Source organism: Enterobacter cloacae complex sp. P18RS (genome assembly GCF_014982105.1).
Lineage (GTDB): Bacteria > Pseudomonadota > Gammaproteobacteria > Enterobacterales > Enterobacteriaceae > Enterobacter > Enterobacter hormaechei_C.
In genome coordinates, this window is the sequence record NZ_JADCKV010000017.1 from 147,255 (window position 1) to 168,265 (window position 21,011).

At 56.1% G+C, this 21,011-nt stretch carries 24 protein-coding genes; 18 read left to right on the top strand and 6 right to left on the bottom strand.

The window, feature by feature from the left end:
• Nucleotides 1-231: 231 nt before the first annotated feature.
• Both speA and yqgB read right to left on the bottom strand, forming a co-directional pair.
• Nucleotides 232-2,208 (bottom strand): biosynthetic arginine decarboxylase, encoded by a 1,977-nt coding sequence (gene speA, locus INF61_RS14220; RefSeq protein WP_017382922.1) that lies wholly within the window; start codon nucleotides 2,206-2,208, stop codon nucleotides 232-234.
• Between the two features lie 8 nt (nucleotides 2,209-2,216).
• Nucleotides 2,217-2,348 (bottom strand): acid stress response protein YqgB, encoded by a 132-nt coding sequence (gene yqgB, locus INF61_RS14225; RefSeq protein ID WP_057979949.1) that lies wholly within the window; start codon nucleotides 2,346-2,348, stop codon nucleotides 2,217-2,219.
• Nucleotides 2,349-3,008: 660 nt separating this feature from the next.
• Between yqgB and metK the strand changes: the two genes are divergently transcribed.
• From metK to ruvX, 8 genes are all read left to right on the top strand, one after another.
• On the top strand, nucleotides 3,009-4,163 hold the full coding sequence (gene metK / locus INF61_RS14235) for a methionine adenosyltransferase (protein WP_003860037.1): 1,155 nt from the start codon (nucleotides 3,009-3,011) through the stop codon (nucleotides 4,161-4,163).
• Nucleotides 4,164-4,579: 416 nt separating this feature from the next.
• A complete protein-coding gene (gene galP, locus INF61_RS14240; RefSeq protein WP_193547868.1) occupies nucleotides 4,580-5,977 on the top strand; it encodes a galactose/proton symporter in 1,398 nt (465 codons plus the stop codon).
• A gap of 58 nt (nucleotides 5,978-6,035) precedes the next feature.
• Nucleotides 6,036-6,533: a SprT family zinc-dependent metalloprotease gene (locus INF61_RS14245; protein WP_032649479.1), complete on the top strand. Its 498-nt coding sequence runs from the start codon at nucleotides 6,036-6,038 to the stop codon at nucleotides 6,531-6,533.
• A 94-nt stretch (nucleotides 6,534-6,627) separates the two neighbouring features.
• Nucleotides 6,628-7,335, top strand: a complete 708-nt coding sequence (gene endA / locus INF61_RS14250) for a deoxyribonuclease I (protein WP_193547869.1) — start codon at nucleotides 6,628-6,630, stop codon at nucleotides 7,333-7,335.
• A gap of 51 nt (nucleotides 7,336-7,386) precedes the next feature.
• Entirely contained in the window at nucleotides 7,387-8,118 is a 732-nt protein-coding gene (gene rsmE / locus INF61_RS14255; protein WP_017382923.1) for a 16S rRNA (uracil(1498)-N(3))-methyltransferase, read from the top strand.
• Between the two features lie 31 nt (nucleotides 8,119-8,149).
• Nucleotides 8,150-9,097 (top strand): glutathione synthase, encoded by a 948-nt coding sequence (gshB, locus tag INF61_RS14260; RefSeq protein ID WP_015571835.1) that lies wholly within the window; start codon nucleotides 8,150-8,152, stop codon nucleotides 9,095-9,097.
• Nucleotides 9,098-9,171: 74 nt separating this feature from the next.
• Nucleotides 9,172-9,732 (top strand): YqgE/AlgH family protein, encoded by a 561-nt coding sequence (locus tag INF61_RS14265; protein ID WP_006811924.1) that lies wholly within the window; start codon nucleotides 9,172-9,174, stop codon nucleotides 9,730-9,732.
• A complete protein-coding gene (ruvX, locus tag INF61_RS14270) occupies nucleotides 9,732-10,148 on the top strand; it encodes a Holliday junction resolvase RuvX (protein WP_006811925.1) in 417 nt (138 codons plus the stop codon). The genes INF61_RS14265 and ruvX overlap by 1 nt, the downstream gene beginning before the upstream one ends.
• Nucleotides 10,149-10,157: 9 nt before the next feature.
• Here ruvX and INF61_RS14275 read toward each other — a convergent pair whose 3' ends face one another.
• On the bottom strand, nucleotides 10,158-11,138 hold the full coding sequence (locus INF61_RS14275) for a type IV pilus twitching motility protein PilT (RefSeq protein WP_032669250.1): 981 nt from the start codon (nucleotides 11,136-11,138) through the stop codon (nucleotides 10,158-10,160).
• A 17-nt stretch (nucleotides 11,139-11,155) separates the two neighbouring features.
• Between INF61_RS14275 and INF61_RS14280 the strand changes: the two genes are divergently transcribed.
• Genes INF61_RS14280 through INF61_RS14305 form a run of 6 tightly spaced genes read left to right on the top strand, consistent with a single transcriptional unit; the run spans nucleotide 11,156 to nucleotide 14,871 of the window.
• Nucleotides 11,156-11,857, top strand: coding sequence for a YggS family pyridoxal phosphate-dependent enzyme (locus INF61_RS14280; RefSeq protein ID WP_017382925.1), 702 nt, complete (start codon nucleotides 11,156-11,158; stop codon nucleotides 11,855-11,857).
• A gap of 21 nt (nucleotides 11,858-11,878) precedes the next feature.
• Entirely contained in the window at nucleotides 11,879-12,445 is a 567-nt protein-coding gene (locus tag INF61_RS14285) for a YggT family protein (RefSeq protein WP_015571838.1), read from the top strand.
• The gene (gene yggU, locus INF61_RS14290; protein ID WP_003860023.1) at nucleotides 12,442-12,738 is read left to right on the top strand and encodes a DUF167 family protein YggU; all 297 of its coding nucleotides are present in this window, start codon (nucleotides 12,442-12,444) and stop codon (nucleotides 12,736-12,738) included. Before INF61_RS14285 ends, yggU begins: the two co-directional genes overlap by 4 nt.
• A 3-nt stretch (nucleotides 12,739-12,741) precedes the next feature.
• Nucleotides 12,742-13,335: an XTP/dITP diphosphatase gene (locus INF61_RS14295; protein WP_015571839.1), complete on the top strand. Its 594-nt coding sequence runs from the start codon at nucleotides 12,742-12,744 to the stop codon at nucleotides 13,333-13,335.
• Complete coding sequence (gene hemW / locus INF61_RS14300) at nucleotides 13,328-14,476, top strand: radical SAM family heme chaperone HemW (protein WP_017382926.1); 1,149 nt, start codon at nucleotides 13,328-13,330, stop codon at nucleotides 14,474-14,476. Before INF61_RS14295 ends, hemW begins: the two co-directional genes overlap by 8 nt.
• Nucleotides 14,477-14,532: 56 nt before the next feature.
• The gene (locus INF61_RS14305; protein ID WP_047726774.1) at nucleotides 14,533-14,871 is read left to right on the top strand and encodes an endonuclease domain-containing protein; all 339 of its coding nucleotides are present in this window, start codon (nucleotides 14,533-14,535) and stop codon (nucleotides 14,869-14,871) included.
• An 81-nt stretch (nucleotides 14,872-14,952) separates the two neighbouring features.
• Here the strand turns inward: INF61_RS14305 and INF61_RS14310 are convergent, their stop codons facing one another.
• From INF61_RS14310 to trmB, 3 genes are read right to left on the bottom strand one after another with little or no spacing between them, the layout of a single operon-like run.
• Nucleotides 14,953-15,669: a DUF2884 domain-containing protein gene (locus INF61_RS14310; RefSeq protein ID WP_015571842.1), complete on the bottom strand. Its 717-nt coding sequence runs from the start codon at nucleotides 15,667-15,669 to the stop codon at nucleotides 14,953-14,955.
• 56 nt (nucleotides 15,670-15,725) lie between these two features.
• Nucleotides 15,726-16,052 (bottom strand): YggL family protein, encoded by a 327-nt coding sequence (locus INF61_RS14315; RefSeq protein WP_003862421.1) that lies wholly within the window; start codon nucleotides 16,050-16,052, stop codon nucleotides 15,726-15,728.
• On the bottom strand, nucleotides 16,052-16,771 hold the full coding sequence (gene trmB / locus INF61_RS14320) for a tRNA (guanosine(46)-N7)-methyltransferase TrmB (RefSeq protein WP_015571843.1): 720 nt from the start codon (nucleotides 16,769-16,771) through the stop codon (nucleotides 16,052-16,054). The genes INF61_RS14315 and trmB overlap by 1 nt, the downstream gene beginning before the upstream one ends.
• 144 nt (nucleotides 16,772-16,915) lie before the next feature.
• On the opposite strand from trmB, the gene mutY reads away from it, so the two are divergent.
• From mutY to INF61_RS14340, 4 genes are all read left to right on the top strand, one after another.
• Nucleotides 16,916-17,968 (top strand): A/G-specific adenine glycosylase, encoded by a 1,053-nt coding sequence (mutY, locus tag INF61_RS14325; RefSeq protein WP_169810064.1) that lies wholly within the window; start codon nucleotides 16,916-16,918, stop codon nucleotides 17,966-17,968.
• A gap of 26 nt (nucleotides 17,969-17,994) precedes the next feature.
• Complete coding sequence (locus INF61_RS14330) at nucleotides 17,995-18,267, top strand: oxidative damage protection protein (RefSeq protein ID WP_003862425.1); 273 nt, start codon at nucleotides 17,995-17,997, stop codon at nucleotides 18,265-18,267.
• A 124-nt stretch (nucleotides 18,268-18,391) separates the two neighbouring features.
• A complete protein-coding gene (mltC, locus tag INF61_RS14335; protein WP_017382930.1) occupies nucleotides 18,392-19,468 on the top strand; it encodes a membrane-bound lytic murein transglycosylase MltC in 1,077 nt (358 codons plus the stop codon).
• 272 nt (nucleotides 19,469-19,740) lie between these two features.
• A complete protein-coding gene (locus INF61_RS14340; protein ID WP_015571846.1) occupies nucleotides 19,741-20,997 on the top strand; it encodes a nucleoside permease in 1,257 nt (418 codons plus the stop codon).
• The last annotated feature ends 14 nt before the right edge of the window (nucleotides 20,998-21,011 follow it).

Sequence of the window (21,011 nt, forward strand, 5' to 3'; positions counted from 1 at the left end):
CGCGTCGTTAAACCCGACGAGGAAGGGATTGATTCGTAAATCGCATATTGGGGCGAATTATCGCCGTTAATCCATATGGGTTCAAGTGAGTATAGCATTCTGCCGGATGGCGGCTTCGCCTTCTCCGGCCTACATTCGTAGGCCCGGTAAGCGCAGCGCCACCGGGCATCGGCGGCACAGCGGCCTGATGCCCTCACCCCGCCCCTCTCCCACAGGGAGAGGGAGGTTTTCTTACTCGTCTTCCAGATACGTATACCCGTACAGACCCGCTTCAAACTCTTCCAGGAACTGCTGCTGCAAGGCATCGTCCAGACCGGTGTTTTTCACCTGATCGCGGAACTGGGTGAGCAGTTTTTTCGGATCCAGCTGAACGTATTCGAGCATGTCCGCCACGGTGTCCCCTTCGTCGGACAGCTCAACCTCCACGCTGCCGTCAGGGAAGACAAACACGTCAACCGCTTCGGTATCACCGAACAGGTTGTGCATGTTACCGAGGATCTCCTGATACGCCCCCACCATAAAGAAGCCCAGCATTGGCGGGTTCTCCGGATCGTACTCCGGCATTGGCATCGTCGTTGCGATACCGTCGCCATCGACGTAGTGGTCAATTGCGCCATCGGAGTCACAGGTGATGTCCAGCAGCACGGCGCGGCGTTCCGGGGCGTGGTTCAGCCCTTCCAGCGGCAGAACCGGGAACAGCTGGTCGATACCCCAGGCATCCGGCATCGACTGGAACAGGGAGAAGTTGACGTACATTTTGTCCGCCATACGCTCCTGCAACTCGTCGATAATTGGACGGTGCGCGCGGTTGCTCGGATCGAGCTGTTTCTGCACTTCGTGGCACATATTCAGATAGAGCTGCTCCGCCCACGCGCGCTCTTGCAGGCTGAAGGTGCCTGACGAGTAGCCGACGTGAATATCGTGCAGGTCCATCTGGCTGTCGTGCAGCCATTCGCGCAGGGAACGACGCGTGCCCGGCTCGTGCATCTCCTGCCAGGTTTCCCACATGCTTTGCAGGGAACGTGGAGCATCGTCTGCCGGAGGCGTGGCTTCGGTGATTTCGCTACGCTCAACGCCGATGATGTTAGAGACCAGCACCGTATGGTGTGCAGTGACCGCGCGGCCGGATTCGGTGATTACCGTCGGGTGCGGCAGGCCGTGCTCTTCGCAGGCATCGCCAATCGCCCAGATGATGTTGTTGGCATATTCGTTCAGGCCATAGTTTACCGAGCAGTCAGACTGCGAGCGGGTCCCTTCGTAGTCCACGCCCAGGCCGCCGCCCACGTCAAAGCACTGAATATTCACGCCGAGCTTATGCAGCTCAACGTAGAAACGCGCGGATTCACGCACACCAGTGGCGATGTCGCGAATATTGGCCATCTGCGAGCCGAGGTGGAAGTGCAGCAACTGAATGCTGTCCAGACGACCGCGCTCGCGCAGAATTTCCACCAGCTGAAGCACCTGGTTCGCCGCGAGGCCAAACTTGGATTTTTCACCGCCGGAAGACTGCCATTTACCGGAACCCTGCGACGCCAGTCGCGCACGCACGCCAAGGCGTGGGATCACGTTCAGACGCTCGGCCTCTTCCAGCACGATCGCGATTTCGGTCATCTTCTCGATCACCAGATAGACCTTGTGGCCCATCTTCTCGCCAATCAGCGCCAGACGAATGTATTCGCGGTCTTTATAGCCGTTACAGACGATCACCGACCGGGTCATGCCCGCGTGCGCCAGAACCGCCATCAGCTCCGCTTTAGAGCCTGCTTCCAGGCCCAGCGGCTCGCCGGAGTGGATCAGGGACTCAATCACGCGACGGTGCTGATTGACCTTGATCGGGTAAACGAGGAAATAGTCGCCGTTATAACCATACGATTCCCGCGCGCGTTTGAACGCGGCATTAATAGAACGCAGGCGATGTTGCAGGATCTGCGGGAAGCAGAACAGTGCAGGCAAGCGCTGACCCTGCGCTTCACGGGTTTTCACCAGTTTAGCGAGATCCACGCGCGCTTCCGGGACGTCCGGATCCGGGCAGACACTGATGTGGCCCAGCTCGTTAACGTCGTAGTAGTTATTGCCCCACCAGGCAATATTGTAAGTGCGCAGCATCTTGCTGGCTTCCTGGGAGCTCATCGCAACCTCCTGCATAGAACGTAGTACACCCTGTTCGCCTGCTGACGAAGGCGAAAGCGAAGACATGTCGTCAGACATAGCGAACCTCAACTCTTTGTATTAAGTGTAAAACAGTTGACTACTATCGCAGCGTTATACGGCGATAACAACCCATTAACGGCTCCATTTCCCAGCAGAGTATGCTGAAATCCAGACCGTGCGACCGGTTTCTTATTCATATCATTGTAAAACACGTATCCGAACTCTGTATGACAAGGTTCGGCGAAACCACGAGAAAACTCCTGTATTAACAAGAGCGCCCTTGTTCAGTTTTCACAAAGCGTGACCGGCTCTGGAATCCTGAGAAGCACCGAGATGGGTATAACATCGGCAGGTGTTTAGACCAGAAGTGCGGGTGGGAATCAAATGCGCGCCAGAACGGCTGCGCTGAATGAGCGGAAAACGATGGTTCATTATCTCGTATCACCTCCACGGCCGCCTCTGCTGAAACGGACCACAAGCCAAAGCTAAAAGTTCACTGCTTAACCCGGCTGGAAGTGGCGACACGATGTGTTCATCGAGCGCTTATTTTATATGAGCCGCGCGCCGCGTTTTATACCGAGAAGGTCGCTAAAAAGCAAAACAAAAATGCGCATGTTGCCAGCGTCGTCAGGAAAAATTTCCAGCAGCGTTTTCAACACAGTGAGAGGTGAGTCAAAAAAAACTGGAAATCAGGTGAAGAAGTGACCTAAAATAGACGTCCAGATGTTAATCCATCCATACCGATTAACACTCAGACTGCCAGTGTCAAAATCCTGTAGGCCTTGGTAGAATTATCTCCTATGGCTATTCCACACAGCAGCTTGAGCTAACCAAATTCCTCTTAGGTGAAATAAAACATGGCAAAACACCTGTTTACGTCCGAGTCCGTATCAGAAGGACATCCTGATAAAATTGCTGACCAAATCTCCGATGCGGTGCTGGATGCGATCCTCGCGCAGGATCCAAAGGCGCGCGTAGCGTGTGAAACCTATGTCAAAACCGGCATGGTTCTGGTTGGCGGTGAGATCACCACCAGCGCATGGGTTGATATCGAAGAGATCACCCGTAACACGGTGCGTGAGATTGGCTATGTACATTCTGATATGGGCTTTGATGCCAACTCCTGCGCCGTACTGAGCGCGATTGGCAAACAGTCTCCGGATATCAACCAGGGCGTTGACCGTGCCGATCCGCTGGAACAGGGCGCGGGTGACCAGGGCCTGATGTTCGGCTACGCAACCAACGAAACCGACGTGCTGATGCCAGCGCCGGTAACCTACGCCCATCGTCTGGTGCAGCGTCAGGCTGAAGTGCGTAAAAACGGCACCCTGCCGTGGCTGCGTCCGGATGCGAAAAGCCAGGTGACCTTCCAGTATGACGACGGGAAAATCGTCGGTATCGATGCAGTGGTTCTTTCCACGCAGCATGCTGAAGAGATTGACCAGAAATCCCTGCAAGAAGCGGTGATGGAAGAGATCATCAAGCCGGTTCTGCCAACTGAATGGCTGAGCTCTGCGACCAAATTCTTCATCAACCCAACCGGACGCTTTGTTATCGGCGGCCCAATGGGTGACTGCGGTCTGACCGGTCGTAAAATCATCGTAGATACCTACGGCGGCATGGCACGTCACGGCGGCGGTGCATTCTCCGGTAAAGATCCGTCTAAAGTTGACCGTTCTGCGGCGTACGCTGCACGTTATGTGGCGAAAAACATCGTTGCTGCCGGTCTGGCTGACCGCTGTGAGATCCAGGTTTCCTACGCTATCGGCGTGGCTGAGCCAACCTCCATCATGGTGGAAACCTTCGGTACTGAAAAAGTGCCTTCTGAACAGCTGACCCTGCTGGTGCGTGAGTTCTTCGACCTGCGTCCATACGGTCTGATTCAGATGCTGGATCTGCTGCACCCAATCTACCAGGAAACCGCAGCGTACGGTCACTTTGGCCGCGAACATTTCCCATGGGAAAAAACCGACAAAGCCGCCCTGCTGCGTGATGCTGCCGGTCTGAAATAATCGACTGCCAGTAGCTTAAACAGGCCAGCCTTTGTGCTGGCCTTTTTTATGTCGGGTGGCGGCTATGCCTTACCCGACCTACGGGTAGTGAGTTTTTGTAGGCCGGGTAAGGCGCAGCCGCCACCCGGCAATGTTTGGAACCGTTTACACCTCACTCTCTATACCCCGCTTTCAGAATATTCTCTTTGCATGATCGCATTTCTTCTGCTGTTACATTCCCTTTCAGTTAAGTCTGAAATTTGTGCAAACGCGATGCATATCAATTAATTTACCTCTATATTTTCAAAGCTTTAATTATTTTTACAGTTACAAGCTAGTGTAACCGATTACACCGTTGTGATTTGACTCACATATTTTTATGAGCCGCTCACCTACTCTTAATATCGTAAAAACTGATAACCCAACTGGAGGGCATAATGCCTGACAATAATAAACAGGGGCATACGTCCAATAAGGCAATGACGTTCTTCGTCTGCTTCCTCGCCGCTCTGGCAGGATTACTCTTTGGCCTGGATATTGGCGTAATTGCCGGTGCATTACCTTTCATCACCGATGAGTTCCAGATTAGCGCACACACTCAGGAATGGGTGGTTAGCTCCATGATGTTCGGTGCCGCCGTCGGCGCGGTCGGTAGCGGCTGGCTCTCCTTTAAGCTCGGGCGTAAAAAGAGCCTGATGATCGGCGCGATCCTGTTCGTTGCTGGCTCACTGTTCTCTGCCGCTGCGCCTAACGTTGAAGTGCTGATCATCTCCCGCGTGCTGCTCGGTCTGGCAGTGGGCGTGGCGTCTTATACTGCCCCGCTGTACCTGTCTGAAATCGCTCCGGAAAAAATCCGCGGCAGCATGATTTCCATGTATCAGCTGATGATCACCATCGGTATTCTGGGGGCTTATCTCTCGGATACCGCATTCAGCTACAGCGGCGCATGGCGCTGGATGCTGGGCGTAATCATCATTCCTGCCATCCTGCTGCTGATTGGCGTCTTCTTCCTGCCGGACAGTCCACGCTGGTTCGCCGCCAAACGCCGCTTCCATGATGCCGAACGCGTGCTCTTACGCCTGCGTGATACCAGCGCCGAAGCTAAAAACGAGCTGGAAGAGATCCGCGAAAGCCTGAAGGTCAAACAGTCCGGCTGGGCGCTGTTTAAAGAGAACAGCAACTTCCGTCGCGCGGTGTTCCTCGGTGTGCTGTTACAGATCATGCAACAGTTCACCGGGATGAACGTCATCATGTATTACGCGCCGAAAATCTTCGAACTGGCGGGCTACACCAACACCACCGAGCAGATGTGGGGCACCGTGATCGTCGGCCTGACCAACGTGCTGGCGACCTTTATCGCTATCGGTCTGGTGGACCGCTGGGGACGTAAGCCAACCCTGACGCTGGGCTTCCTGGTGATGGCCGTCGGGATGGGCGTGCTGGGTACCATGATGCACATGGGCATTCATTCCCCAACGGCACAGTACTTCGCCGTGGCGATGCTGCTGATGTTTATCATTGGGTTTGCGATGAGCGCCGGTCCGCTGATTTGGGTGCTGTGCTCTGAGATCCAGCCGTTGAAAGGGCGTGATTTTGGCATCACCTGCTCTACCGCAACCAACTGGATTGCCAACATGATCGTCGGCGCAACGTTCCTGACCATGCTCAATACCCTGGGTAACGCCAATACCTTCTGGGTCTACGCCGGTCTGAACCTGTTCTTTATCGTTCTCACTATCTGGCTGGTTCCTGAAACCAAACATGTTTCACTGGAACACATTGAACGTAACCTGATGAAAGGTCGTCCTCTGCGCGAAATCGGCGCACACGACTGATCCTCCTGCGGGAGGCGCCTCTTGCGCCTCCCCGCTTCCCGCTTTATGCTCTGCCCCTATGAAAGCTCCCCGTCTCCCCATCGCCATTCAGCAAGCCGTCATGCGCAGCCTGCGGGAAAAACTCGCCCAGGCCAACCTGAAGCTCGGCCGCAATTATCCTGAACCGAAGCTGGTCTATCAGCAGCGTGGCACCGCGGCAGGCACCGCCTGGCTGGAATCGTATGAGATCCGCCTGAATCCGGTACTGATGATGGAAAACCAGCAGGCGTTTATCGACGAAGTGGTGCCGCACGAGCTGGCGCACCTGCTGGTGTGGAAACACTTTGGCCGCGTCACGCCGCACGGCAAAGAGTGGAAATGGATGATGGAGGCGGTGCTCGGGGTTCCGGCTCGCCGCACCCATCAGTTCGAGCTGGAATCGGTACGCCGCAATACCTTCCCCTACCGCTGCCAGTGTCAGCAGCACCAGCTTACCGTCCGCCGCCATAACCGCGTGGTGCGCGGCGAGGCGACCTATCGCTGCGTTAAATGCGGCGAACCGCTGGTTGCGGAATAATCACTCGAACTTTCAGGAACTTTCCTGATCTGACTGATTGCATACGGGAACAACATTCGTTACGTTGCGGGCTCGTTTTGACACGGAGTGTAAGATGTCCCGTAATGTTTCTCTCGCGATCGCTTTTCTGGCGACAGCGCTCTCCGGCCATGCTCTGGCCGACGGTATTCACAGTTTCTCTCAGGCAAAAACCGCGGGCGTAAAGATTAACGCCGACGTACCGGGTGATTTCTACTGCGGCTGTAAAATTAACTGGCAGGGTAAGAAAGGGGTCGTGGATCTGGGATCCTGCGGCTATAAGGTGCGCAAGAACGAGAATCGCGCCAGCCGAATCGAATGGGAACACGTTGTTCCGGCCTGGCAGTTTGGCCACCAGCGCCAGTGCTGGCAGGACGGTGGACGTAAAAATTGCGCAAAAGATCCGGTCTACCGCCAGATGGAAAGCGATATGCACAACCTGCAACCCGCCGTGGGTGAGGTCAATGGCGACCGCGGAAACTTCATGTACAGCCAGTGGAACGGTGGCGAAGGCCAGTACGGTCAGTGCGCCATGAAGGTCGATTTCAAAGAGAAAGTCGCCGAACCGCCTGCCCGCGCGCGCGGCAGCATCGCCCGCACTTATTTCTATATGCGCGACCGCTACGATCTCAATCTTTCCCGCCAGCAGACGCAGCTCTTCAATGCCTGGGACAAGCTCTACCCGGTGACGGACTGGGAATGCCAGCGCGACGAACGTATCGCCAAAGTCCAGGGGAATCACAACCCTTACGTCCAGCGGGCTTGCCAGGCGCAAAAGAGCTAACCTACACTACGGCAATTCGCTTATATCGCATGACACATGGAATTTCTGACTATGCGCATCCCTCGCATCTATCACCCTGAACTGATTACCCCAGGCGGCGAAATCGCCCTGTCTGATGATGCCGCAAACCATGTAGGTCGCGTGCTGCGCATGGGGGCAGGTCAGGCCATCCAGCTCTTTGACGGCTCTAATCAGGTTTTCGACGCTGAAATTACGCGCGCCGATAAAAAAAGCGTGCACGTGAAGGTGCTGCGTGGCGACGTGGACGACCGGGAATCCCCGCTGCACATTCACCTGGGCCAGGTGATGTCGCGTGGGGAAAAGATGGAGTTCACCATTCAGAAATCCATTGAACTGGGTGTAAGCCTCATTACGCCACTTTTTTCTGAGCGCTGCGGCGTTAAACTGGATGCGGAACGTCTGAACAAAAAGATCCAGCAGTGGCAAAAAATTGCCATTGCGGCCTGCGAACAGAGCGGCCGCAACCGTATCCCTGAGATCCGCCCGGCGATGGATCTGGAGGACTGGTGTGCAGAAGAGGAAAGCGGGCTTAAGCTCAATCTTCATCCGCGCGCCAGCGCCAGCATCAATACGCTGCCGCTGCCCGTTGAGCGTGTACGCCTGCTGATTGGCCCGGAAGGCGGCCTGTCGGCTGACGAAATTGCCATGACGGCGCGTTACCAGTTTACTGATATTCTGTTGGGACCTCGCGTTCTGCGCACTGAGACAACGGCACTCACCGCCATTACCGCGCTACAGGTGCGATTTGGCGATCTGGGTTGAAGCAAAGCCTGACCCATAACCGGAGAAGAAGATGATTAAGCTCGGCATCGTGATGGACCCCATCGCAAACATTAACATCAAGAAAGACTCCAGCTTCGCTATGCTGCTGGAAGCGCAGCGTCGCGGCTATGAACTCCACTATATGGAGATGAACGATCTTTACCTGATCAACGGTGAAGCCCGCGCACGCACCCGCATCGTTAACGTCGAGCAGAACTACGAAAAATGGTACGAATTCGGTACCGAGCAGGATATTGCCCTGGCCGACCTTAACGTGATCCTGATGCGTAAAGATCCGCCGTTCGACACCGAATACATTTACGCCACCTATATCCTTGAGCGTGCCGAAGAGAAAGGAACGCTGATCGTCAACAAGCCGCAGAGCCTGCGCGACTGCAACGAGAAGCTCTATACCGCATGGTTCTCTGACCTGACGCCGGAAACGCTCGTCACCCGCAGCAAAACGCAGCTGAAAGAATTCTGGCAGAAGCACGGCGACATCATCATGAAGCCGCTGGACGGTATGGGTGGCGCGTCGATCTTCCGCGTGAAAGAGGGCGATCCGAACATTGGCGTGATTGCCGAAACGCTGACCGAGCTGGGAACCCGCTACTGCATGGCGCAGAACTATCTGCCGGCCATTAAAGACGGCGACAAGCGTGTGCTGGTCGTAGACGGCGAGCCGGTGCCTTACTGCCTGGCGCGTATCCCGCAGGGTGGGGAAACCCGTGGCAACCTGGCGGCTGGCGGCCGTGGCGAACCGCGTCCGTTAAGCGAAAGCGACTGGGAAATTGCCCGCCGCGTCGGCCCTACGCTGAAAGCCAAAGGCCTGATCTTCGTCGGCCTCGATATCATCGGCGATCGCCTGACCGAAGTGAACGTCACCAGCCCGACCTGCATTCGTGAAATCGAAGCGGAATTCCCGATCTCGATCACCGGAATGCTGATGGACGCTATCGAAAAACGTTTACAGAAATAACCTGTGACAGCGCCTGTGTTTATCCCCATACTGGGCGCTGTCGCTTTTTAAACCAGGAAACAGTACCTCTGACAATGAATTTACAGCATCACTTTCTTATTGCCATGCCTGCTCTCCAGGATCCGATTTTCCGCCGCTCCGTGGTCTATATTTGCGAATACAACGAAGACGGCGCGATGGGGATTATCATCAATAAGCCGCTGGAAAACCTCCAGGTGGAAGGCATTCTGGACAAGTTGAAAATCCCTGCTGAAGCGCGGCTGCCGGAAATCCGTCTCGATAAACCGGTGATGCTCGGCGGCCCGCTTGCAGAAGATCGTGGTTTTATCCTGCATACCCCGCCGGTTTTCTCGTCCAGCATTCGTATCTCCGATAACACCGTCGTCACCACCTCTCGCGACGTGCTTGAAACGCTAGGCACTGCCAGTCAGCCTTCTGAGGTGCTGGTTGCGCTCGGCTACGCCTCCTGGGAAAAAGGGCAGCTGGAACAAGAAATTCTGGACAACGCCTGGCTGACAGCCCCTGCGGATATGAATATCCTGTTTAAAACCCCTATCGCCGATCGCTGGCGTGACGCGGCAAAACTGATTGGCATTGATATTCTGACCATGCCTGGCGTTGCGGGGCACGCGTAATGAGCGGCACCCTTCTCGCCTTCGACTTCGGCACCAAAAGCATCGGCGTCGCTGTGGGTCAACGGATCACCGGCACCGCTCGCCCGCTCACGGCGCTGAAAGCTAACGACGGCACGCCGGACTGGAACCTTATTGAGCGCTTGCTCAAAGAGTGGCAGCCGGACGACGTGATTGTCGGCCTGCCGCTAAACATGGACGGCACCGAGCAACCGCTTACCGCCCGCGCGCGCAAGTTCGCGAACAAAATCCATGGCCGCTTTGGCGTCTCCGTTAAGCTGCACGATGAACGTTTGAGCACCGTCGAGGCACGCGCTGGCCTGTTCGAGCACGGTGGCTTCCGGGCGCTGAACAAAGGCAGCGTGGATTCAGCTTCAGCCGTCATTATTCTCGAAAGCTATTTCGAACAGGGTTACTGAGCGCCGGGGCTACAGCCGCCCCTGCGCCCGTCGCTCCGCCAGACTCTGCTCAAAGTTCTGCATTCCCGCCTGCTGCCCCGTTTGAATAATGCCCGGCAGTTGCCAGGTTTTGCCTTCGCGGATCAGGTTTGCCGCCGCCGAGGTATTCACCAGTAGCTCATACAGCGCCACGCGCCCGCCCTGGACATCCTGACGTAGCTTCTGCGCCAGGACCGCACGCAGGCTTCCCGCCAGCTGATTACGCACCGGATCTTTCTCCTGCGCCGGAAAGGTGTCGACCAGGCGCTCGATCGCCTGCGCCGCGCCGCGCGTGTGCAGCGTGGCTAACACCAGATGGCCGGTTTCCGCCGCCGTCAGCGCCAGGCGTATCGTCTCGCTGTCGCGCAGCTCGCCAAGCAGAATCACATCCGGATCTTCACGCAGCGCGCTGCGCAGCGCCTCGGCAAAGGACGGGCTGTGCTGGCCTATCTCCCGCTGCTGGATCAGGCAACGTTCGCTCTGGTACATAAACTCCACCGGATCTTCCAGGGTCAGAATATGCCCGTCCGTATGGTGATTGAGGAAATCGACCATCGCGGCCAGGGTGGTCGATTTCCCACTGCCGGTGGCGCCGGTGACCAGAATCAGGCCATTGTCATTGGACAGTAGTTCCGGGATCGCTCGCGGCACACCTAGCGCAGAGAGCTGCGGGCACGTCAGCGGCAACAGCCGCAGCGCAATCGAAACGCCGAGCATATGCTTAAACGCACTGCCGCGCAGCCGCTGACGGCCTGCGAGGGTAACGGCAAAATCCACTTGCCCGTTTGCCCACCATGCGCCCTGCTGTTCGTCGTTGAGCCACGCTTTTAATAACGCCTCCACATCCGGGGGCGGAAACGGCGCAGGTTCAAGACGGCCTGACCTGCGCCAGCGCGGTGGCGAATCACTGCACAGGTGTAGATCGGAGACGTTATGCTTTACACTAAGGGCCACAATTTCTTCCACATCCATAGACTACTCCTCGGAAAATGAACGACATTGCGCATAACCTGGCACAGGTCCGGGACAAAATCTCAGCCGCGGCAACGCGTTGCGGCCGTGCTCCAGAAGAAATTACGTTGCTTGCAGTCAGCAAAACCAAGCCTGCGAGCGCCATCGCAGAAGCGATAGCCGCCGGTCATCGTGCCTTTGGTGAAAACTATGTGCAGGAAGGCGTGGATAAAATTCGCGCTTTCCGGGAACGGGGAAATACAGACCTGCAATGGCACTTTATCGGTCCGCTACAGTCGAACAAAAGCCGTCTGGTAGCAGAGCACTTTGACTGGTGCCACACCATCGATCGTCTGCGCATCGCTACCCGTCTGAGCGACCAGCGCCCGGCGGAGATGCCAGCGATTAACGTGCTGATTCAAATCAACATCAGTGATGAAAACAGCAAGTCCGGCATTACGCTGGGCGAACTGGATGCGCTGGCGGCGGACGTGGCGGCGCTGCCGCGTTTAACCCTGCGCGGGCTGATGGCTATCCCGGCGCCAGAGTCAAGTTATGAAAGGCAGTTTGCCGTGGCACAGCAAATGGCTGTAGCATTTGAGGCGCTTAAGGCGCGCTATGACACGGTAGACACGCTTTCTCTGGGCATGTCGGACGATATGGAAGCCGCCATCGCGGCAGGCAGCACCATGGTGCGCATCGGCACGGCAATTTTCGGTGCGCGCGATTACCCCCAATAATAAGGAAACCTGAGGAACGCCATGAAGACGTTGACTTTCCTGCTTTCAACGGTCATTGAACTGTATACGATGGCGCTGCTGTTGCGCGTCTGGATGCAGTGGGCCCGTTGTGATTTTTACAATCCATTCTCACAATTTATCGTGAAAATCACGCAGCCCGTTGTGGGGCCGCTTCGCCGCGTCATTCCGGCAATGGGGCCAATTGACAGTTCATCTCTGCTGATGGCGTTTATTCTGAGCGTTATCAAAGCGATCGTGCTGTTTATGGTCATCACTTTCCAGCCGATTATCTGGATTTCAGCCGTTCTGATCCTGGTTAAAACCGTCGGTTCGCTGATCTTCTGGGTCCTGCTGGTGATGGCGATCATGAGCTGGGTAAGCCGGGGCCGTAGCCCGGTGGAGTACGCGTTGATTCAGCTGACCGAACCGTTGCTGCGTCCGATTCGCAGCCTGCTGCCTGCAATGGGCGGAATCGACTTCTCCCCGATGCTTCTCGTTCTGCTGCTGTACGTGCTGAATATGGGTATCGCGGAACTGTTACAGGCGACGGGTAATATGCTGCTGCCGGGGCTGTGGATGGCGTTATGAGTGCAGTTAGCCCCTGCGCCGACGGGCTGGTTTTACGGCTGTACATTCAGCCGAAAGCCAGCCGCGACAGTATTGTTGGGCTGCATGGCGACGAGCTAAAAGTCGCCATCACTGCCCCGCCGGTTGACGGCCAGGCGAATGCGCATCTGACCAAATATCTGGCTAAACAGTTTCGCGTCGCTAAAAGCCAGGTCATCATTGAGAAAGGTGAACTTGGCCGGCATAAACAGGTAAAAATCCTTAACCCGCAATCTATCCCGACGGAAGTCGCGGCTCTGACAGAACAGGACTAAACCATGCAGAAAGTTGTTCTCGCCACCGGTAACGCCGGTAAAGTGCGCGAGCTGGCCTCGCTATTAAATGATTTTGGGCTGGACGTGGTGGCTCAGACCGAGCTGGGCGTGGACTCCGCCGAAGAGACCGGCCTGACGTTTATCGAAAACGCCATTCTGAAAGCGCGCCACGCCGCGCAGATCACCGGACTGCCCGCGATAGCCGATGACTCCGGTCTGGCCGTGGATTTTCTGGGCGGTGCTCCGGGGATTTACTCCGCCCGCTATTCCGGGGTGGACGCCACCGACCAGCAGAATCTGGAAAAGCTGCTTGTGGCCCTGAAAGACGTCCCTGACGAACAGCGTACCGCGCAGTTCCACTGCGTGCTGGTCTACATGCGTCACGCGGAAGATCCCACGCCGATTGTCTGTCACGGCAGCTGGCCGGGCGTGATCACCCGTGAAGCGGCGGGCAACGGCGGCTTTGGTTACGACCCGATTTTCTTTGTCCCGACCGAGGGAAAAACCGCTGCGGAACTCACCCGCGAAGAGAAAAGCGCGATCTCCCACCGTGGACGCGCCCTGAAACTGTTACTGGAAGCACTGCGTAATGGCTAATTTGCCGCCTCTGAGTCTTTATATTCACATCCCATGGTGCGTGCAGAAATGCCCGTACTGCGATTTCAACTCGCACGCGCTGAAGGGCGAAGTGCCGCACGATGATTACGTTGCGCATCTGCTGGCCGATCTGGATGCTGATGTATCGTACGCACAGGGACGTGAAGTGAAGACCATTTTTATTGGTGGCGGTACACCGAGCCTGCTTTCAGGCCCGGCGATGCAGACGCTGCTGGATGGCGTGCGCGCACGCCTGAACCTGGCAGTGGATGCTGAAATTACGATGGAAGCCAACCCCGGTACCGTTGAGGCCGACCGTTTTGTCGAGTATCAGCGTGCGGGCGTGAACCGTATCTCTATCGGCGTGCAGAGCTTTAGCGAGCCAAAGCTGAAGCGTCTGGGGCGTATCCACGGCCCGGAAGAGGCAAAGCGCGCGGCAAACCTGGCAACGGGGCTTGGGCTGCGCAGCTTTAACCTCGACCTGATGCATGGCCTGCCGGATCAGTCGCTCGAAGAAGCGCTGGACGATTTGCGTCAGGCGATTGAACTGAATCCGCCGCATCTGTCGTGGTATCAGCTGACCATTGAGCCTAACACCCTGTTTGGTTCCCGTCCTCCGGTGCTGCCGGACGATGACGCGCTGTGGGATATCTTCGAGCAGGGCCACCAGCTTTTGACCGCGGCGGGGTATCAGCAATACGAAACGTCGGCGTATGCGAAGCCGGGCTATCAGTGTCAGCACAATCTGAACTACTGGCGTTTTGGTGATTATCTGGGAATTGGCTGCGGCGCACATGGCAAAGTGACCTTCCCGGACGGACGCATTCTGCGTACCGCCAAAACGCGTCACCCGCGCGGGTATATGGAAGGCCGCTACCTGGAGCGTCAGCACGACGTCGAGGCGGCGGATAAGCCGTTTGAGTTCTTTATGAACCGCTTCCGTCTGCTGGAAGCCGCACCGCGCGCGGAATTTACGCGTTATACCGGGCTGCCGGAGTCAGTGATTCGTCCGCAGATTGACGAGGCGCTGGCGCAGGGGTATCTGACCGAGTGTGATGAGTCCTGGCAGATCACCGAGCACGGCAAGCTGTTCTTAAACTCCCTTCTTGAGCTGTTCCTCGCTGAAAATCCTGAAGGCTGATTCAGAATTTTACATCCCGTTCTGCTGGCTGAGGGAAAGGCTGGCAGAGTGTGGGGATGGAAAAATCAAAACAACTCCGCAAACAAATGACACCCGAAGAAGTACGCCTCTGGTATTTGCTCAGAGGTCGTCGTTTCTTCGGGTATAAGTTTCGTCGTCAGATGCCGGTTGGGCCGTATATCGTGGATTTTGCCTGCTTTAAGGCGAAGCTGATTATTGAGCTGGACGGTGGGCAACATCAGGATGAGGAGAACTATGATTCACGTCGTACCGCGTTTTTGAATACGAACGGATGGGAAGTCGTACGGTTCTGGAATAATGAATTTCGCGTTAACGAAGATGAAGTGTTAAATATCATTCTTCAACGACTGCAATGCCTGATGCCCTCACCCTAACCCTCTCCCACAGGGAGAGGGAACTCTAACTCCCTCTCCCCTGGGGAGAGGGCTGGGGTGAGGGCCCAGTGCGCACAAATATTACTTCAGCGTCCCCACCAGCGCCTTCCGGCTGTCTTCCAGCGACACCACGCGTTTACACACGTCTTTGCCGAACTGCTGGAAATCGGCTTCCTGATTCTTCCACTCGTTCTGAATCGAGGTTTGCAGTCCGCCCAGGCTACCCAGTACACCCTGCAACGGATTACCGCCACCCTTCAGCACCGCTTTGGCGCCCATCTCGTTGATGCTGTCCTGGAGAATGCCGCCCATCGCCTGGTTCACCAGCTGCTGACCGTCGGCACGCACCTGATCGATCGCCTTATAGTGGAACGTCAGGCCATCAGAGCGCGTCTCGATAATACGGTTCATCTGCTCTTTCAGCTGTTTATCCAGCTTCGTCAGGCGGGTGCGCATATTGCTGCTCTCCCCCACCTCTTTGGTGATGATTTTATCCAGCGCCACGCGGCTCTTTTCAACGCGGGTCAGCGCGCCATCGTTGATCCAGGGCAGCGCGGTACGCAACTCGGCCTGGTAGTCCATCGCCTGCTCGCGCTGGGCGGCCGTCAGGTTTTGCGGTTTGCCGTTAAAGGTCACGTTGCCATCCGGCGTAATCACCAGATTGCCATTCTCGCCCTTAACCTGCACGGTTTGCGGACTCAGCACCACGTCATCACGCGGGGTGACGCTACATTTATACTCCGCATGGGCGGTGGTTCCGATTGCCAGTAAAGCAACAGCCAGCAACGTTTTGCGCATTTTTAACACTCCCTCAGACAAAATGGGCCAGCTAATGCTGGCCCGTTCTTGCTTTATTAGTCCCACCAAACGTCGAAAAGTTCGCTAACGCGGACATCTTCCAGTTTGTGGTCTTCAAGCCATTTGCGTACCAGCGCCTGATGCTCTTCGGTGCATTTCCCCACTTCCTGGGTGCAAATCAGACCTTCCCACGCCAGATAGCCGCTACCGTCGAAGGCCAGCTTGTTTGGCTCGATCACCTCGTTGATGAACGCATCAACGTCCTGATCGATCTGTTCCACACTGGTGCCTTCCGGGAAACGCCAGGCAACGGAGAAACCCACTTCCTGGAATTCTTCGATGTGCATCTTTTTACGCAGTCGACGGCTACGATTCTTTGCCATTATTTCACCCTCTCGAACATTAAGTCCCATACGCCGTGACCAAGACGATGGCCACGCTGTTCAAATTTTGTCACCGGACGTGAATCCGGACGCGGTACGTAGTCGTTGCTTTCAGACTGATTTTTATACCCGTCCAGGGACGACATCACTTCCAGCATATGTTCCGCATAAGGTTCCCAGTCGGTTGCCATGTGGAAAACGCCGCCCAGCTTGAGCTTACTTTTCACCAGCTCGGCAAACGGCGCCTGAACGATACGGCGTTTATTATGACGCGCTTTGTGCCATGGGTCAGGGAAAAAGAGCTGAACCATGTTCAAAGAATTGTCAGGAATCATTTTGTGCAGCACTTCCACCGCGTCGTGACACATGACGCGCAGGTTCTCAACGCCCTCTTCGTGGGCCGTTGCCAGGCACGCGCCGACGCCCGGCGAGTGTACTTCGATACCGAGGAAGTTCTGCTCCGGGCGCGCTTTTGCCATGGTCACCAGCGAGGTGCCCATGCCAAAACCAATCTCCAGCGTCACTGGCGCGTCGCGGCCAAACAGGTCGGTGAAGTCGAGCGGTTGCTCGCTGAACTCAACGCCCATCACCGGCCAGTAGTTGTCCAGCGCGTGTTGCTGCCCTTTTGTCAGGCGCCCCTGACGGCGGACAAAGCTGCGAATACGGCGCAGCGGGCGACCGTTTTCATCAAATTCCGGTGAAATGACGTCGTTTTTCATAAAAGAGTTGTCTGCTTGTGAGAATGTTCGGGAAACGGGCATTATCCAAAGTTAAGGCTTCTATGCAAGCATGGGAAAGATCCGGTTTACAGCAGATTGACGCTGTGCTGCAATCTGCGTCCCTGATTAAGCGAATCGATGACCATGCAAGCCTCTCAATTTTCAGCCCAGGTGCTGGACTGGTACGACAAATACGGGCGTAAAACCCTGCCCTGGCAAATTGAAAAAACGCCTTACAAAGTATGGCTCTCCGAGGTGATGTTGCAACAAACGCAGGTCGCGACGGTCATTCCTTACTTCGAGCGTTTTATGGCGCGCTTCCCGACAATCACCGATCTGGCCAACGCGCCGCTGGACGAGGTACTGCACCTGTGGACAGGCCTCGGCTATTACGCCCGCGCGCGCAACCTGCACAAAGCCGCACAGCAGGTCGCCACCCGCCACAACGGTAAATTCCCGGAAACCTTTGACGAGGTGGCGGATTTGCCCGGCGTCGGGCGTTCAACCGCAGGCGCAATCCTCTCCCTCTCTTTAGGCAAACATTTCCCTATTCTCGACGGCAACGTCAAGCGCGTGCTCGCACGCTGCTACGCCGTAGATGGCTGGCCGGGCAAGAAAGAGGTTGAGAAACGCCTGTGGGAGATCAGTGAAGCGGTCACTCCGGCGGAAGGGGTGGCGCGTTTTAACCAGGCGATGATGGATCTGGGTGCGATGGTCTGCACCCGTTCAAAACCGAAGTGCGAACTCTGCCCGGTAAACAACCTCTGCGTGGCGTATGCGAACCACACCTGGGCGCAGTATCCGGGGAAAAAACCGAAGCAGACGCTGCCTGAACGCACCGGGTACATGCTGCTGATGCAGCATGGCGACGAGGTGTTTCTCGCTCAGCGCCCGCCGAGTGGCCTGTGGGGTGGTCTATACTGCTTCCCACAGTTTGAGGATGAAGCCTCGCTTCGGGCATGGCTTGAACAGCGCGGCATTGCGGCCGATACCCTGACGCAACTCAACGCGTTCCGTCATACCTTCAGCCATTTCCATCTGGATATTGTGCCGATGTGGCTTCCCGTGTCCTCATTCACGTCGTGCATGGATGAAGGCAACGCTCTCTGGTATAACTTAGCGCAACCGCCATCAGTCGGGCTGGCGGCTCCCGTGGAGCGCCTGTTACAGCAATTACGTGTCGGTGCAATGGTTTAGCATCGGCAAGACAAAGAGGAATGAGTATGGCCAGAACCATTTTTTGTACTTTCCTACAGCGCGACGCTGAAGGCCAGGATTTCCAGCTCTACCCGGGCGACCTGGGTAAGCGCATTTACAACGAGATCTCCAAAGAAGCCTGGGGACAGTGGCAGAAGAAGCAGACCATGCTGATCAACGAGAAAAAGCTCAGCATGATGAACCCGGAACACCGCAAACTGCTGGAGCAGGAGATGGTGAACTTCCTGTTCGAGGGTAAAGACGTCCATATCGAAGGCTATACGCCACCGGAAAAATAATACTCTGCGGCTGCTGCCCGGCGGCGCTGCGCTTGCACGGGCCTACGGTTTTGTAGGCCGGGTAAGCGCAGCGCCACCCGGCAACAGCAACCCCAAAGCAAACACAACACGCACTCCCGGAATGATGAAAAAACTTTTAGCGCTAGCCCTTGTTGCGCCGTTGCTTGTGTCTTGTTCTTCCAAAAAAGGCGATGAATACAACGAAGCCTGGGTCAAGGACACCAACGGTTTTGACATTTTGATGGGGCAGTTTGCCCACAACATCGAGAACATATGGGGATTTAACGAAGTTCTTATTGCCGGACCGAAGGACTACGTTAAGTACACCGACGCCTATCAGACCCGTAGCCACATCAACTTCGATGACGGTACGATTACGGTTGAAACCATCGCAGGGACTGAACCTGCGGCGCATTTACGTCAGGCCATCATCAAAACCCTGCTGATGGGCGACGATCCGGGGTCTATCGACCTCTACTCTGATGCCGATGACATCACCATCTCCAAAGAGCCGTTTCTGTATGGCCAGGTCGTTGACCAGACCGGTCAGCCGATCCGCTGGGAAGGCCGCGCCACGAAATTTGCCGACTACCTGCTGCAAACGCGCCTGAAAAGCCGCACCAACGGCCTGAAAGTGATCTACAGCGTCACGATCAACCTGGTGCCGAACCACCTCGACAAGCGTGCGCATAAGTATCTGGGCATGGTGCGTCAGGCGTCGCGTAAGTATGGCGTGGATGAGTCGCTGATCCTGGCGATTATGCAGACCGAGTCCTCGTTCAACCCCTACGCGGTAAGCCGTTCCGACGCGCTGGGGCTGATGCAGGTTGTACAGCACAGCGCCGGTAAAGACGTGTTCCGCGCACAGGGGAAATCCGGCACGCCGAGCCGCAGCTACCTGTTCGATCCGCAAAGCAACATTGATACCGGTACGGCCTACCTGGCGATGCTGAACAATGTCTACCTGGGCGGGATTGATAACCCAACCTCACGCCGCTATGCGGTGATCACCGCCTATAACGGTGGCGCGGGCAGCGTGCTGCGCGTCTTCTCAAATGACAAAGTGCAGGCCGCGAACATCATCAACAGCATGGCGCCGGGGGATGTCTACTCAACCCTCACCACCCGCCACCCGTCTGCGGAATCACGCCGCTATCTGTATAAGGTGAATACGGCGCAGAAGAACTACCGTCGCCGCTAGAAAACTACCCCTCACCCTGCCCTCTCCCAGAGGGAGAGNNCCTCTCCCTCTGGGAGAGGGTTAGGGTGAGGGGACATCAGACCGCACCCATCTCATCCCACCCATACGAAAATGCTATTTGCATCACAATCCAGACTGCAAATTAATGTGGATTGCATTTTTTTGCGGGAGGTAACAAAACATATCGTTGCCAACTGATAGAATTGCATCAAATAACAACCCTGAATGTTCCCAAAACAACATATCTCCCGCTCACTTGTGAGGAAAGTAACATGAACCTTAAGCTGCAGCTTAAAATCTTGTCGTTTCTGCAGTTCTGCCTGTGGGGTAGCTGGCTGACTACACTCGGCTCCTATATGTTTGTGACGCTCAAGTTCGATGGTGCGTCGATCGGTGCCGTTTACAGCTCGCTGGGTATTGCGGCTGTCTTCATGCCAACGCTGCTCGGTATCGTGGCGGATAAATGGCTAAGCGCGAAATGGCTGTATATGCTTTGCCACCTGGTGGGTGCGGGGACGCTGTTTATGGCGGCCGAAGTGACCACGCCGGGGGCGATGTTCATGGTGATCCTGCTTAACTCGCTGGCCTATATGCCAACGCTTGGCCTGATCAACACCATCTCCTACTATCGCCTGAAATCTGCCGGTCTGGATATCGTCACCGACTTCCCGCCAATCCGTATCTGGGGCACCATCGGCTTTATCATGGCGATGTGGGGCGTGAGCTTCGCGGGCTTCGAGCTGAGCCATATGCAGCTCTACATCGGCGCGGCGCTCTCCGTACTGCTGGCGCTGTTCACCCTGACACTGCCCACCATTCCGGTATCTAATCAGCAGAAAAACCAGAGCTGGAGCACCATGCTTGGCCTGGACGCCTTCGCACTGTTTAAAAACAAGCGCATGGCGATCTTCTTTATCTTCTCCATGCTGCTGGGCGCGGAACTGCAAATCACCAACATGTTCGGTAATACCTTCCTGCACAGCTTCGATAACGATCCGCTGTTTGCCGGGAGCTTTATCGTCGAACACGCGTCGGTGATGATGTCCATCTCGCAGATCTCCGAGACGCTGTTCATCCTGACCATCCCGTTCTTCCTGAGCCGCTACGGTATCAAGAACGTCATGCTGATCAGTATCGCCGCCTGGATGTTGCGCTTCGGTCTGTTCGCCTATGGCGACCCGAGCGCGTTCGGCACCGTGCTGCTGGTTCTGTCGATGATTGTTTACGGCTGTGCCTTCGACTTCTTCAACATCTCCGGCTCGGTGTTTGTGGAAAAAGAGGTGAAGCCTGAAATCCGCGCCAGTGCGCAGGGCATGTTCCTGATGATGACCAACGGCTTCGGCTGTATTCTGGGCGGCGTGGTGAGCGGCAAAGTGGTTGAGATGTATACCACTAACGGCATCACCAACTGGCAACCAGTGTGGCTGATCTTCGCCGGGTACTCGCTGGTGCTGTTCTTCGCGTTCATCGCGCTGTTCAAGTACAAGCACGTGCGCGAGCCGCACGGTGCGCAGCCGATCGCGCATTGATTGTTGTGCCCGGT